Annotated in this window: 13 protein-coding genes; 4 read left to right on the top strand and 9 right to left on the bottom strand. The window is 38.4% G+C overall.

Going from position 1 to position 13,720, the window contains the following annotated elements:
* Window positions 1–24: 24 nt before the first annotated feature.
* Window positions 25–384: a Lin0512 family protein gene (locus ACE1TG_RS12695; RefSeq protein ID WP_375052757.1), complete on the top strand. Its 360-nt coding sequence runs from the start codon at window positions 25–27 to the stop codon at window positions 382–384.
* Window positions 385–976: 592 nt separating this feature from the next.
* On the opposite strand, the gene dacB is transcribed toward ACE1TG_RS12695, so the two are convergent.
* The 6 genes from dacB to ACE1TG_RS12665 form a co-directional block, all read right to left on the bottom strand.
* On the bottom strand, window positions 977–2,479 hold the full coding sequence (gene dacB, locus ACE1TG_RS12690) for a D-alanyl-D-alanine carboxypeptidase/D-alanyl-D-alanine endopeptidase (protein WP_375052756.1): 1,503 nt from the start codon (window positions 2,477–2,479) through the stop codon (window positions 977–979).
* 823 nt (window positions 2,480–3,302) lie between these two features.
* Window positions 3,303–4,337 carry a Gfo/Idh/MocA family protein gene (locus ACE1TG_RS12685; protein WP_375052755.1) on the bottom strand — a complete coding sequence of 345 codons (1,035 nt, stop codon included), beginning with the start codon at window positions 4,335–4,337 and terminating at the stop codon, window positions 3,303–3,305.
* A gap of 11 nt (window positions 4,338–4,348) precedes the next feature.
* A complete protein-coding gene (locus ACE1TG_RS12680; protein ID WP_375052754.1) occupies window positions 4,349–5,332 on the bottom strand; it encodes an ABC transporter permease in 984 nt (327 codons plus the stop codon).
* Window positions 5,325–6,839, bottom strand: coding sequence for a sugar ABC transporter ATP-binding protein (locus tag ACE1TG_RS12675; RefSeq protein WP_375052753.1), 1,515 nt, complete (start codon window positions 6,837–6,839; stop codon window positions 5,325–5,327). The genes ACE1TG_RS12680 and ACE1TG_RS12675 overlap by 8 nt, the downstream gene beginning before the upstream one ends.
* Window positions 6,840–6,917: 78 nt before the next feature.
* Entirely contained in the window at window positions 6,918–7,877 is a 960-nt protein-coding gene (locus tag ACE1TG_RS12670; protein ID WP_375052752.1) for a substrate-binding domain-containing protein, read from the bottom strand.
* Window positions 7,878–8,003: 126 nt separating this feature from the next.
* Window positions 8,004–8,993, bottom strand: a complete 990-nt coding sequence (locus tag ACE1TG_RS12665; RefSeq protein WP_375052782.1) for a LacI family DNA-binding transcriptional regulator — start codon at window positions 8,991–8,993, stop codon at window positions 8,004–8,006.
* 208 nt (window positions 8,994–9,201) lie between these two features.
* Between ACE1TG_RS12665 and ACE1TG_RS12660 the strand changes: the two genes are divergently transcribed.
* The gene (locus ACE1TG_RS12660) at window positions 9,202–10,170 is read left to right on the top strand and encodes a sugar phosphate isomerase/epimerase family protein (RefSeq protein WP_375052751.1); all 969 of its coding nucleotides are present in this window, start codon (window positions 9,202–9,204) and stop codon (window positions 10,168–10,170) included.
* 290 nt (window positions 10,171–10,460) lie between these two features.
* Here the strand turns inward: ACE1TG_RS12660 and ACE1TG_RS12655 are convergent, their stop codons facing one another.
* The 3 genes from ACE1TG_RS12655 to ACE1TG_RS12645 form a co-directional block, all read right to left on the bottom strand.
* Window positions 10,461–10,802 (bottom strand): VOC family protein, encoded by a 342-nt coding sequence (locus ACE1TG_RS12655; RefSeq protein WP_375052750.1) that lies wholly within the window; start codon window positions 10,800–10,802, stop codon window positions 10,461–10,463.
* A 154-nt stretch (window positions 10,803–10,956) separates the two neighbouring features.
* Window positions 10,957–11,313, bottom strand: coding sequence for a cupin (locus ACE1TG_RS12650; protein ID WP_375052749.1), 357 nt, complete (start codon window positions 11,311–11,313; stop codon window positions 10,957–10,959).
* 138 nt (window positions 11,314–11,451) lie between these two features.
* Window positions 11,452–12,120: an HAD family hydrolase gene (locus tag ACE1TG_RS12645; protein WP_375052748.1), complete on the bottom strand. Its 669-nt coding sequence runs from the start codon at window positions 12,118–12,120 to the stop codon at window positions 11,452–11,454.
* A gap of 626 nt (window positions 12,121–12,746) precedes the next feature.
* On the opposite strand from ACE1TG_RS12645, the gene ACE1TG_RS12640 reads away from it, so the two are divergent.
* Both ACE1TG_RS12640 and ACE1TG_RS12635 read left to right on the top strand, forming a co-directional pair.
* Complete coding sequence (locus ACE1TG_RS12640; RefSeq protein ID WP_375052747.1) at window positions 12,747–13,295, top strand: GNAT family N-acetyltransferase; 549 nt, start codon at window positions 12,747–12,749, stop codon at window positions 13,293–13,295.
* Window positions 13,295–13,672: a nucleoside 2-deoxyribosyltransferase gene (locus ACE1TG_RS12635; RefSeq protein ID WP_375052746.1), complete on the top strand. Its 378-nt coding sequence runs from the start codon at window positions 13,295–13,297 to the stop codon at window positions 13,670–13,672. The genes ACE1TG_RS12640 and ACE1TG_RS12635 overlap by 1 nt, the downstream gene beginning before the upstream one ends.
* Window positions 13,673–13,720: the final 48 nt, after the last annotated feature.

Raw genomic sequence — 13,720 nt, 5'->3', positions numbered from 1 at the left:
CAACTCGATAAGGAGAGATTCAGCATGGAACAAATTCTCTTTATTCAAACTGGTACTGGAATAGATGTGCATGGTCAAAATGTTACAAAGGCCTCAATCCGCGCAGTGGAAGATGCGATATATGGAAACTCAATGCCAGGGATTGCGAAGAGCCTTCCTGATCAGCGGATTGAAAATATGAACGTAAATGTTCGCCTGGCTGTACCACTTGACCGTGATCACTTGGACGTTGAAAAAGTAAAAGATACCATTCCCTATGGTACAGTGACCGTCGATGTTACAGATGGTGGAATGGCAACTTCAAGTGGAATTATTCTGGAAGATAAACAGGATGACAATGATTTAATGTATATCGTGAACGCTGCCGTTGAGGTAGGCTATTAAATTAGGAGATACTTGATCATCGCAAGTTATTCCTTACCATAAACTTCACGATTAAAATGCACTGTTTAAAAGGCTTTTCTTTCTAACAGCTATTGATAAATAAAACGCCATTGCATCCAGATATTTAGCGGACACAGGTGCTGCTATTTCGATAAAAAAGCGTTCTTTGAGGAATACGCGGACACAGGTGCACTTATTTCACATAAATTCAAGTGAAATAGGGGTAATTACTGCAAATAAGGTGTCTGGTGTCCGCTTAAACGTTAATATTGCTTGTTTTCGATAAAATAAGAGCTCCCTTGTCCGCTATTGTTGTTGCAGGCATTTCTCGGTATCTATTGCTTTCGTTTACCAATAGGTTACCAAGCAATTTATCTACTATAAGACGGCTAACCGATATAGTCTTATCTTATGGTCATACGACATTTAATATTGTTTGTATTATTTTTTTCAAAAATAATACTTTGTGTAACAATATTCGATTCTCAGGACAAATAAGTGGCAACAAAATATCGACAATTTTGTGGAAATTTAAAAATATGGCAGTCTATCCTAAAAATAGAGGGGTCCCTAATACCGGGACCCCTGTTTATTACTTAAATTCATGCTTTGCTAATGTTGTTGCAATTGTATCCTCAATGGAGGTATCCGAATTGCCTAGATAATTATTTAGCATAATGGAAAATACCAAGTCTGTTCCATCCTGTGACGTGACATAGCCAGAAAGTGTTGAGACACCAGTTAATGAGCCGGTTTTGGCTACAACATTATCCTGGGCCGGTGGCGATGTCATACGATACCTGAGCGTACCGCCAACAAGACGTTCTGGTGCACCAGCAACTGGCAAGGAGTTTTCAAATGCCGGAAACCAGCTTTTGTCTTGAATTCCAGTTAAAAATTGGGTAAGCTCATTGGACGGAATCATGTTTTTGTGAGACATACCTGACCCGTCTCGCAAAAGGATTGTATCACGGTCTACGCCAAGATCAGTCGCAACATCTTCAATGACATCGAGTCCTTTATCCCAACTTCCTTCACCATGTACCACTTTTCCCATTTCTTTTGCTAGAATTTCACCGTGACCGTTGTTGCTCAATTTCATGAACGGAATAAAGAGCTCTTCCAGAGTCATCGATTTCCTTGAAGCAAGTAAAGTTGCATCCTCAGGTGCTACACCTCTTGTCACATCCGAATTGCCTGTCAGTTTAATGCCATTTTCCTCTAACGATTTTTTAAATACATCAAGTGCATACCCTGTCGGCTCCCAAACAGAAACCCAGGATCTGGAGCGTGTCCCATCAACAGGAATGGTTCCTTCAATTAAAATATTATTTGTTCCGTGCTGCCGTTCAATTGAAATATCCCTGTTTTCACCAGCTGGGACCGTTTTGGCCTCATTGACAATTGTGACATAGTCGGTAGCAGGTGTAACGCTTACGTCAGGCTTACTACCAGCGTCATCAGCTGGATAAACCTTAACAATAACCGTTCCCGCATCATAATCTTCATTTGGTGATAAGGATAATGCTGAAACTTGCGCCCCCGTGTAATAAGGCTCGTCAGACCAGTTTAGATCCTGTGACAGACGGACATCATCATACCAGCTATCGTCGCCAATTAAATCGCCCTGAATGACATTGATACCTTGACCTTTTAATTCTTTTGCAAATTGATCCAGATCACCTTCCATTAGCGTCGGATCTCCTTTTCCCTTCAGATATAAATCCCCGTGAAGGGCATTTCCCCTGATATTACCGTCCGTCAGTACCTCAGTGGTAAATTGATAGTCCGGTCCCAAAGTCTCCATAGCTGCTGCACCTGTCAGCAGCTTCATGTTAGACGCTGGATGAAGGCGTTCATCACCAGACCGTGCATAGAGCTGTTCACCAGTACTAGCTTCCCGAACACTGACGCTTGTACTCGCTCCTTCCAGGCTTTCGTGACGGAGAATTTCGTCAAGCTTGTCCGCTAACTGATCATTCTCATTTACAGTTTCTGCCGTGTCTTCAGATGCTGTTACAAAGGGTTTCTCCTGACTGGCAAACAGCATAACAACAACCATTGCCAGAAGGAAAAACAAGAATAATTGCTTCATATACCCCTTTGTGATCATAAACTTGTTCACATCCTTTTGCATTTATTTGAATATTTTCAATTATACTAAAATATCATCTTAATTTAACCCCGTTTCGGCTAAAATCATTCCTTTCACCTATGCCCAGCAAAAATATAGTCCATACTATCCGGTTTTAATTAACTATTTCAATGGTAGAATTCTGAGGTACCAAAAAAGAGGCTGGGACATAACTAAACATCTCTACTTTAAAGACGAAATAATAGGATAAGTTATTTGGAATTTTCATTATCAATGGTTTATCTAGTACGTAATTGATATAAAATGCGAACTAATGGTTGGGTTCAGTAACTTCGCTACGGAAATACACTTCGCTTTCCGTGGGCGGCTGATGAGCCTCCTTGCTCCTACGTCGCTTCGTAGTCTCATCTAGGCCTCAGCTCCCACAGGAGTCTACGTGTATTTCCTCCGCTGGGTATTGCTCACTAAAACTTAAAAAAACAAGAATTTATACCACTTAACTAGCAGTTGGAATATGCGAGACTCCTGTGGGACAGTGATCCTAAGAGACCCCACAGGGAGCGTTCTTTGCGACTGAGGAGGCTCGTGGTGAGCCCACGGAAAGCGAGTATATTCCAGCTGCGTCGTTAGGAAGCCTTACAAAATGCTTTCAATAGGACTCCCCTAGTTACTTCACATTTTATATCTAATCTGCAACAAAAAAATCCGAACTAATTCGAATTCATTTTAAAGAATTTGAATCATAGTTCGGATTATATTTTGACTAAATTACTTTTGTCCCAGTTACTAAGTTAACTAGACTATTAAATATTAAACGGTACGCTTAAACCTTTACAACACTATTCGTCTCTGCGGCCTCCAGTATACCAAGGACCACTTTGAGTGATGACAGTGCATCCTGGCCAGTTACAAGTGGATCCTCATCAAGACGAACACAATCGATAAATGCGTCGATGACACCAGTATTTGTTTGGTTATCATTTGTTTGGATGGTTTCAAGCTGATAGTTTACCTTTTCACCATCTTTGGTAATTACTTCAATTTGATAGGCTGGATTATGATAAATTTTCACAATTCCTTTTTCACAATAGATGATTGTGCTATTGTCTTCCTCACCGTAATATGTCCAGGAAAAGGCTGCTGTACCAAGCCGGCCTTGTTTTGTCTTCAAGCTGGAAACGATGTTGTCACAAACTTCAATTGGTTTACCGTGTTCATCAACCTTATCTAGCGCACCTTGAAAAGCGCTGACTTCTTCAATTTCATCGTCCAATAAGTAATGGATCAGGTCCAGCTTGTGAATACCTAAGTCACCTGCAACACCGAAGCCTGAGCGGTCTTTTTTGAAGAACCATGTTGAGTTTGTTTTGTTTACACCCCAATGCTCTGGCCCCTGATGCCCAAAAGTAGTTCTAAATGTAAGAACTTTACCAAGTTCACCGTTGTTGAGTATTTCCTTGGCTTTTTGGTGGGCGCGGGTAAATCGCTGATTATGGTCCACCATTAACTTTCTCCCGGATTTCCTTTGCGCCTCGACCACTTCATTTGCATGTTCGACTGTAAGAGAGATAGGCTTCTCACATAGGACATGCTTTCCACTAAGCAGTGCTTTGGTTGAAAAAACGTGATGATTTTCATTTGATGAACAGTCACTAATAACCTGTACGGAGGGGTCTGCTAACAATTCATCAACGGTTGCTGCAACGCTTCCGTCAAACAGCTCCGCTAATTCCGCTGACCGCTCCGGGTTCCTGTCATAGAAAATAATTTCACTCACATACGGATTTGCCTTATACTCTGGTGCATGACGAAACTTAGCGATTGAACCACATCCGATAATACCTGCTTTTATATTCAAATGACCGCCTCCTATTCTCTCTTTTGAAATACTACTGCTATAATTATAATTAAACCTTTTACCAATCCTTGAAGGTGTGGAGAAACATTCATTAAGTTCATCGTATTATTGAGAATCCCGAGAATCAGGACACCAAAAAATGTCCCAATGATTTTCCCCTTGCCTCCGGTCATTCGAGTCCCACCAATAATAACTGCTGCGATAGCATCTAATTCATAGAGCATACCGGAGCTTGAGGAAGAAATTGAATTCAGTCGTGATGTTTCAATTATTGCTGCCACGCTGACAAGCAATCCTGCTAAACTATAGACGCCAAGCTTCACACGATCAACACGGATTGCTGATAAAACAGCTGCCTTCTCATTACTGCCAATGGCATACACATAACGTCCGAACCGTGTTTTATGCATTAAAATATATATAAGTGCCGTCATAATAAGGAATATAATTATCGGATAGTCAATCATCCCTAAACTGGAATTCGCGATAGCTGTAAATCCGGATACTTCCCCAGACATACTTCCACCGTCGGCAATATATAATGCAATAGAACGGGCTGCCGCCATCATTCCCAGTGTGGCGATAAATGAGGCTATTTTACCCTTAGCGACCATTAACCCATTGAGTAGTCCTGCGAATGATCCAACTATAAAAGCAGTCAAAATAGCTACAAAAATACTGCCTGAAGTATTTAGTGCTATTACCGTAATCACACCAACTAATGCCAGGACAGAGCCAACTGATAAGTCAATACCCCCTGACAGCATAACAACAGTCATCCCTAAAGCAATAATCCCAATTATCGAAACATGCATTAATATATTCAGCTGGTTATTGATGTCCAGAAACCTTGGGCTCATAATCGATGCAGCTATAAATATAATCAGGAATGCAATTATCACACTATATTCCGACCATAACCAGGAAAGCCGACTTGGTGTATTCGATGGAGTTGTTTGATGATTAGTTTCTTCTTTTCGTTCTGTATTAGCCAATTGTTACGACCTCCCTTTTCGAGCCAGTTGCATAACTCATGATTTCATCTTCTGTTGCTTCTTTTCCTCTAAATTCCGCAGTGATTTCACCTTGATACATGACATGTATTTTGTGGCAAATCTTTAATAGTTCAGGTGCCTCCGAGGATAAAATAATAACGCCTTTTCCTTGTTCAGCTAAATCTATAATATGCTGATAAATCTCCCGTTTAGCCCCTACATCGATACCTTGTGTAGGGTTGTCGAAAATAATAATATCAGTATTTACCTCAAGCCATTTTGCAATAATAACCTTTTGCTGGTTACCACCGCTTAGCTTGTCAATTGTTACTCCTGGATTAGCTACTTTAATGTTTAATTTGTCTTTATAATACTGAAATTTACTTTTCTCCACTTTTTCCTGGATAAAGCCTGTCTTTTCAAAATGTGCCATAGAGGATAAGCTCATATTATGAACCACACTTAAATCTTTAATAATTGCATTTTCCTTCCGATCTTTTGGGACAAGGCCCAATCCTGCCTTTAATGCATCTTTTGGATGACTTATATTTACTACCTGGCCGTTTATCTTTATTTCACCGGTGTATTTTTTGCGATAACCAAACAGACTTTCAAACAACTCTGTTCTGCCGTCGCCAGCTAACCCAGTGAAACCAGCAATCTCACCTTTTTGAACAGTAAAACTAATATTCTTAAAGAAATCTTTATCTGTTAAGTTGTTCACTTCTAATGCTTCCGGCCCAAAATCATGATCTTGTACAAACCGGTCCTCAGATACTGATTTTCCTACCATCAGGTTGGTGATTGTATCCAGGTTTTCATTTTCCATACTTCCATTGCCCACCAATTCCCCGTCACGAAGTACTGTATAGCGATCACAAACTTCTTTTATTTCTTTCAGTTTGTGGGAAATATAAATTATCGAAACACCTGACTTTTTAAGATTTTTCATTAGTTCAAACAACCGATCTACTTCATGTTCTGCTAATGCGGATGTTGGTTCATCCATAATAATAAGTGTGGAATTATGTAGTAGCGCCTTTGAAATTTCAATTAATTGTTTATACGAGGTATCCAGATTTCGTACATACTCTTTCGGATTAATGTCAACACCCAGCTGGGCAAGTACATCCCTTGTTTGATTGCACATTTCTTCTACTTTAACAAAACCCATCTTATTGCGAAGTTCTGAACCCAGAAACATATTTTCATAAACTCTTAGATCCGAGACCACGTTAAGTTCCTGATGAATAAAACTAATCCCATGGTGCTGCGAAACGATAGGGTTCGTCATTTTAACGGCATTTCCATTCATCTGTATCGTGCCATTGTCAGGCTGATGAACCCCTCCCAAAATGTTCATTAAGGTAGATTTACCAGCGCCATTTTCACCAAGCAATGCATGTATCTCTCCACGCTCCACTTGTAAGGATACGTCTTTTAATACAGGTACGTTGTTAAATGATTTTTTGATGTTCTTCATAGTCATGAAAGGATTTTCAGACATGTATAATTCTCTCCTTTTATAGGAAAAGAGGAAATACAACAGCGGGAATTCCGCATATTGTATTTCCTTTAACTTTATTTAGAATTTAGAATCAGGGTTGTAATACTCATCAACATTTTCTTTTGTAACCTTCGTTGCTTCTTTTACCACCATTGTTTCTTCTGGTTCTTCACCTTGTGCTAGGTCTGCTGCAATTTTCACACCATCTCTAACCATTGTTGGTGAATACAAAAATGTTGCTGAAATTAAACCGTCTTCTTTAATACTTTCGAAGACTCCTTTAGCTCCACCTGCACCAGTAACGAACTGTATATCTTCACGTCCTGCTTCTTTAATTGCCTGAACTACACCAAGTGCCATTCCATCATCCTGCGTGAATACAGCATCAATTTCCGGCTGGGCCTGGAGAATATTTGACATAACTTCTAATGATTTTTCAGTTGAAAATTCTCCACTTTGTGAAGCGACTACTTCGATCCCTTCAGCGCCTTCCATTGCTTCCTTAAATCCTGCACCACGCTGCTCTGTTACGGAGCTTGGAGGACCTGTTATTTCAACTACCTTACCTTCACCGTCTAATTTTTCAATGAAATATTTACCGGCATTTACACCGATTCCTTCGTTGTCACCTTTAACAACAACCGTCGCAGCATCATTTTCAAGTTCACGGTCGACAATTACCAAAGGAATTCCAGCATCCTTTACTTTCTGTCCTACTGGTGAAAGTGCTGCTGATTCGATTGGAAGCATTACAATAACATCAACGCCTTGTGAAATTAAATCGTCAACATCATTTGCCTGCTTATTTGGATCTGTTGCATTGGTCATTACATAATCAATGCCTTCACTTTCTTTAATTTCTTTTGCCTGATTTTCCGCATTTTCAATTAATGCTCCCATCCATCCATGTGTTGCTGATGGTAATGAAATTCCGATTGTAAGACTATCATCCCCGCTTTTACTTTTTCCTTCTTCACCACATGCTGCCAAACTAATTACCGCTGCTAATGCCAAACACAAAACTAGTAATTTTTTCAACAAATTTCACCCCTTAGTTTTTTATTAAAACGCTCCCCTTATAATGTAATCGATTACATCAACATCTAAGGCCAGCGCTCTATTATCAAAATACTATTCAATAACAGAGCGCTACTCTTAGCTGTGTTATCCTGATGTAGATTCGCGAATAACGAGTTCATGGTCTAAAATTATACTTTCAACATCTGCACCTTTTATCTTGTCAATCAGCATCTCTGCGGCTATCGTACCCATCCTGTGCATTGGCTGTGCGATTGTCGTTAGTGTGGGATTTGTCATATTGGAAAAATCGATCTTATCAAACCCTACAACTGCAATATCATCAGGTACACTCAGGCCATAGCTGTTTATTTCCTTTAATGCCCCAATTGCTAATAAGTCTGATACTGCGAAAAGTGCTGTCGGACGGTTTTTTGAGCCTAATATTTTCTTCATTGCCTGCTGACCATACTCAAATCCTAATTGCTGCGTGTAATAAATGTGGTCTTCATTAACCGGTATGTTGTGTTCTTCCAATGCCTTCCTGTATCCTGCTTTACGTTGCCGTGCATATAAGTATTTTTCATCTGTATTTATTAAAGCAATATTTTCATGCCCAATTTTTATTAAATGTTTTACAGCTCGGTATGCGGCTTCCTCATTATCAATTGTCACATATGGTATTCCGCTACCTTCTGAGTATTCGCTGCATTGGATAATTGCATGACGCTCGGCCAGTTCATTTAACGTGTCAATATTTACAGCCGGATCCATCGAAATTATCCCATCAGCCATTTTTTTCCTCACAAGATCAAAGTAAATATTTTCCCGCTCAGGATTAGAATCCGTCTCACATAAAAGGATATTGTAATTCTGACTTAATGCTGCAGTTTCAATTCCATTAATTATGTCCAAATAAAATGGATTTGCAATCTTCGGTATTAGAATTAAAAGAATTCGGCTTTCCGAGTTTCGTAGGTTTCTCCCCAGCAAACTAGGTTCATAATTTAATTTTTTAATTGCATCTTCTACTTTAATTCTTGTTCTCGCGGTTACCGTACTTTGCCCATTTAATACCCTGGACACTGTTGCTACGGAAACTCCTGCTTGTTTAGCAACCTGCTGGATGTTTGCCATCTTGTATGTCCTACTTTCCATCATATCAATTTACTATTTCACTGAAATCGTTTACAATTTTTATAGTAATCGATATCAATTTATCTGTCAATACAAATATTTAATTTATATAAAACTATTGATTTAATAGGATAAATTATATATGTTAGTAATGTAATGGATTACAAGGCAGTATATTCTGATAATTATATTATAGGAGGTCATTTCATTGAAATTAGGTGTTTTTACAGTATTATTCTCCGATAAGACTTTTGATGATATGTTACGTTATGTTTCCTCAAAAGGACTTGAAGCAATTGAGTTAGGTACCGGTGGATTCCCAGGGGATGCACATTGTAAGGTTGATGAACTATTAAATGATGAGACCAAGCTGCAGCAATTTAAACAGAAGATCACGGAATATGGGCTAGAAATAAGTGCTCTAAGCTGTCATGGCAATGCACTTCATCCTCAAAAGAAAATTGCCGAACCTGCAGATGAATTATTGAACAAGACAATACGACTCGCTTCCAAGCTTGATGTTCCAGTTGTAAATACGTTCTCAGGCTGTCCTGGCGATCATGAAGGAGCACTGTATCCAAACTGGCCTGTAACACCATGGCCACATGACTTTCAGGAAGTGTTGAAATGGCAATGGGAACAAAAATTGATTCCATATTGGAAGGATAAAAATGATCTGGCAGTGGCTCATAATGTAAAAATCGGTTTAGAACTTCATGGTGGTTTTTCGGTACATACACCAGGTAACATGCTGCGTTTACGTGAAGCATGCGGTCCAGCAATTGGTGCCAACCTTGACCCGAGTCACATGTGGTGGCAAGGGATTGATCCTGTAGAGGCAATTAAAATTCTGGGGCGTGAAAATGCGATCCATCACTTCCATGCAAAAGATACCATAATCGACCAGCAAAACATGAATCGAAATGGGCTCACTGATATGACCGACTACTCAGAAATGCGTGATCGTGCTTGGTATTTCAGAACGGTTGGCTTTGGCCATGACGTGAAAACCTGGGCAGACATTGTCAGCACATTACGTCTTATGGACTATGATTATGTCGTTAGCATTGAACATGAGGATGGATTAATGTCCATTGATGAAGGGTTCACCAAAGCTGTTGAGAACCTGAAACCCGTTATGGTAAAAGAGTCTGTTGGAGAGATGTGGTGGGCTTAGACAGCTTCATGGATTAAATGAATGAGGCTGGCACATAACTAAAACTTTTCACTTTAAGGACGAATAATAATAGGATAGGTTAGGCTAGTTGTATCTAATCCGTAGTTGATATAAACTGAGCTGTAAACTATGGATGTTACTAAATTTGTATAACTATTTGCATCGCACTTGTAGTGATATTTATAATTAAAAATCTCAGTTCAGTGAACTGAGATTTTTCTTCTATTTATTTTCAACTGCTTCTTGAACTAACACCGATAGTTGAAATTAGAATATAGGGATTTTCTGCTTTATTCCCAAAAACAAACCTGCAATTTATTATTATCTAAGTCGAAAAAATCAAAAAACTTATTGTCACCATCATCTTTTAATTCAGTTACTTCTACACCTTTTTCTTTTATCTTTGAATATGTATTTTTAATATCAGTAGTGAAAAAAATCGGATAAGTTGAGTTCTCTTGCAAAGATACACTTCCTTCTTCGATAGTTAATGGAACGCCACTATTTCCAATCGTGAATACTTGATAACCTTCTCCTTTGAAAGCTACTTTAAAACCTAATTCCTGGTACCAAATACTTGATTGCTCCACACTACTAACCGTTATACATACAGTGTCTATCCTTTCAAACATATAAGTACACTCCCTTTAAAGAATTTAATAGCTAATTTCTACTATTAGGAAATTAATACCTTTTTTTGCGTTCTTATTCAATAAAACTGGGTCTATAGTTGAACAAGGAGTGCAATCCCTTATTCACGGAAAGCACCCTATAGTTGAACAACGTCTATTTCTTCATAGGCATGAAAGATGATGGATTTAATTCTTCACTTTCAATCACTATAGCAGTTAACCCTTTATCTGTTTTAGTTTCATGCCATTGATCCTTCTTCCAAAATACAGCATCTCCCGACTGAACTTTGAAATATTCTTCTGGTTCACCTCGAACATATCCTTCACCATTCATAATCAAGAGAAGTTGAGGTGTTACTGCTTGGTGGTAGCCTATAACACCATTTTCTTCTAAGTGCATACAACCTATATGAGTAACCATTTCAGTTTGGATAATTCGAGACATAATAAAATCTGAATTGAATTTCGAAATCGCTTTCCCACTGTCTTTATTGAATTTATAAAACTCCATTATGTGCCTCCTAAAACATTAGATACTATACTAATTTCGCCAAATTCAACCCTTTCCCTGTCACGTTAATACAATAAGAACAAGGTGCCTTCGTACAAACTCCTTGTTTAACTCTTGCACCAGTTAGTTCAATAGTCATTATGAAAAATAACTTAATAATTCATCAAAAGTATTGACCTCGGCATATGGTTTTATGTCGGTATCATTCTTGTACTTATGAGGATTGAACCATATGCCCTTTATATTTGCATTTTGACAACCACCAATATCTTTTTCTAGGTCATCTCCAACGAATAATGCGTCTTCGGGTTTTATATTAAGCTTATTTAGTGCTAATTCAAATATGCGTTTGTCAGGTTTACTATATCCCACTTCTTCGGAAACAATTATTATTTCAAAACAACTATTTAAATTAGTATTATTTATTTTAGCTTTTTGTCTCTGAGTTGAGCCATTTGTTATAATTGCAACTTTAACTTGCATCTTTAGTATATTTACTATATGTATAGTATTTGGGTTTATTGTAAAACAATTAGGAAAATTATTATTCCAAAAATCTTGAATGTCATTGTGTGGCAATCTATATTTTGGTGGGAATTCATCAAAAAATGATGCAAAAACTTTTGTTTTATCATTATGACCATAGCTTTTGTTATCATATCCTTTGAATTTCTTCAACATTTCATTTTTTATTGAATGTTTAACATCCTCATAACACTTATCTAAAATCTTAAAAAACATCTGCTCTATTGCCTCACCCCTATTAAGTAAGGTTTTATCTAAATCAAAAATAGCCGCCTTAATCATTGTATTTTTCCTCCCCCCTATATTGTTTCTATCGTATCTCCTTGTTTTACTAACCTGCTACGTTTAAGTGTAATGGTTCACCATCGTTGCATTTATTTTAACATAAATATTCTGAATACCTTGTGAAATCAAGCGAAAATAAAACAACTCCCAATTTATTGGTAATTTTATGTATGTCTATTTGCATACGAATTTGATAGTCATTTTACATTACATTCTTAATGTTTGTGATAGGAAACGGAACCCGTTAATAAAATCTTGTTTTTTAAGTTCTAGTGAGCAAAACACCGCGGAGGAAATTCACGAAGAATCCTACGGGTCACCGGCTAAAACCGGTCACGTCCTGTGACCAACGCCGGTACTAGAACGTCCTGTTCGTCGAAGCAAACAGCTGAAGATACCACAGGACTTCCGAGGAAGCTGAAGCGTTGCCCTATGTGCGCGAAGTGTATTTCCGAAGAGGCGTCATAGCACTCATAAGATAAATCCAAACTGATTCGAATTCTACTTCAAGAATTTTGAATCTTAGTTCGGATTTTTTCTATATCATTCTTTTAATTTTTAAAGAAAAGCACTTATGTTTATGATAGAATAACTTTTAAACCGTTACAGGAGGAGTGATCCAAATGTTCTTTTATGAAGTAGATGAAGATATTACCTTGAAATTCCTGGATAGCAATGATGCTGAGTCCTTATTCCAATTAACCGATACTTCTCGAGATACATTGCGTGAATGGCTCGCATGGGTAGATAACACAACAACAGTTGCTGATTCAAAAGAATTCATTGATTCTACTTTGACAAACTATGATGAGAAAAAGGGTATGACGACAGGAATTTATTACAAGGGGTCACTTGCTGGTGTGGCTGGGTTTAATAATTTCAATTGGAGAAACCGCATTGCTTCTATTGGATATTGGCTGGGGGCGAATTACCAAGGCCATGGGATCATGACACGTGCTACAAGCGGCTTGATCGATTATGCATTCCATACGCTCGAAATGAACCGTGTGGAAATCCGTGCTGCTTATGACAATAAGCGGAGCAGAGCAATTCCTGAACGGCTAGGTTTTGTAAAAGAAGGACAAATACGTCAGGCAGAGTGGCTATACGATCACTATGTGGATCATGTTATTTATGGAATGCTCGCGATTGAATGGGAGAGCCGTAACTGATGAATTTTTACGTCGCTTCAGGATTTGCAAATAAGGCGCAAGTACAATATGTTACACAAAAACTCCAGTCCAGGGGTTATAACCTTACATATGACTGGACACGGAACCAGCGAGCAACAACTGAGAAAGAACTCAGTAGAATTGGCAAACTTGAAAAAGAAGCAGTTCTTAACTGTGACTTCTTCATTCTTTTGCTGCCTGGTGGTAAAAGCAGTCACACAGAACTAGGAATGGCGCTTGCATTAGAAAAACGTGTTTATATTTATTCCACTGACATTATAGACAAAACAACTGCTTCAACATTTTACTATGTCCATGGTGTCGAGCGTTTTTATGGAGAAATTGATGATTTTATTGAAATGATTGGCTTAACCTAGATTCTATTATAAAACCCCTCTAGCCAAAGCCGGAGGGGATTCGTCATT

This window comes from Virgibacillus sp. JSM 102003, assembly GCF_041949995.1.
Taxonomy (GTDB): Bacteria; Bacillota; Bacilli; order Bacillales; family Amphibacillaceae; genus Lentibacillus.
Note: the sequence above shows the minus strand (reverse complement) of the source record. Positions and strands in the feature narration are given on the sequence as shown.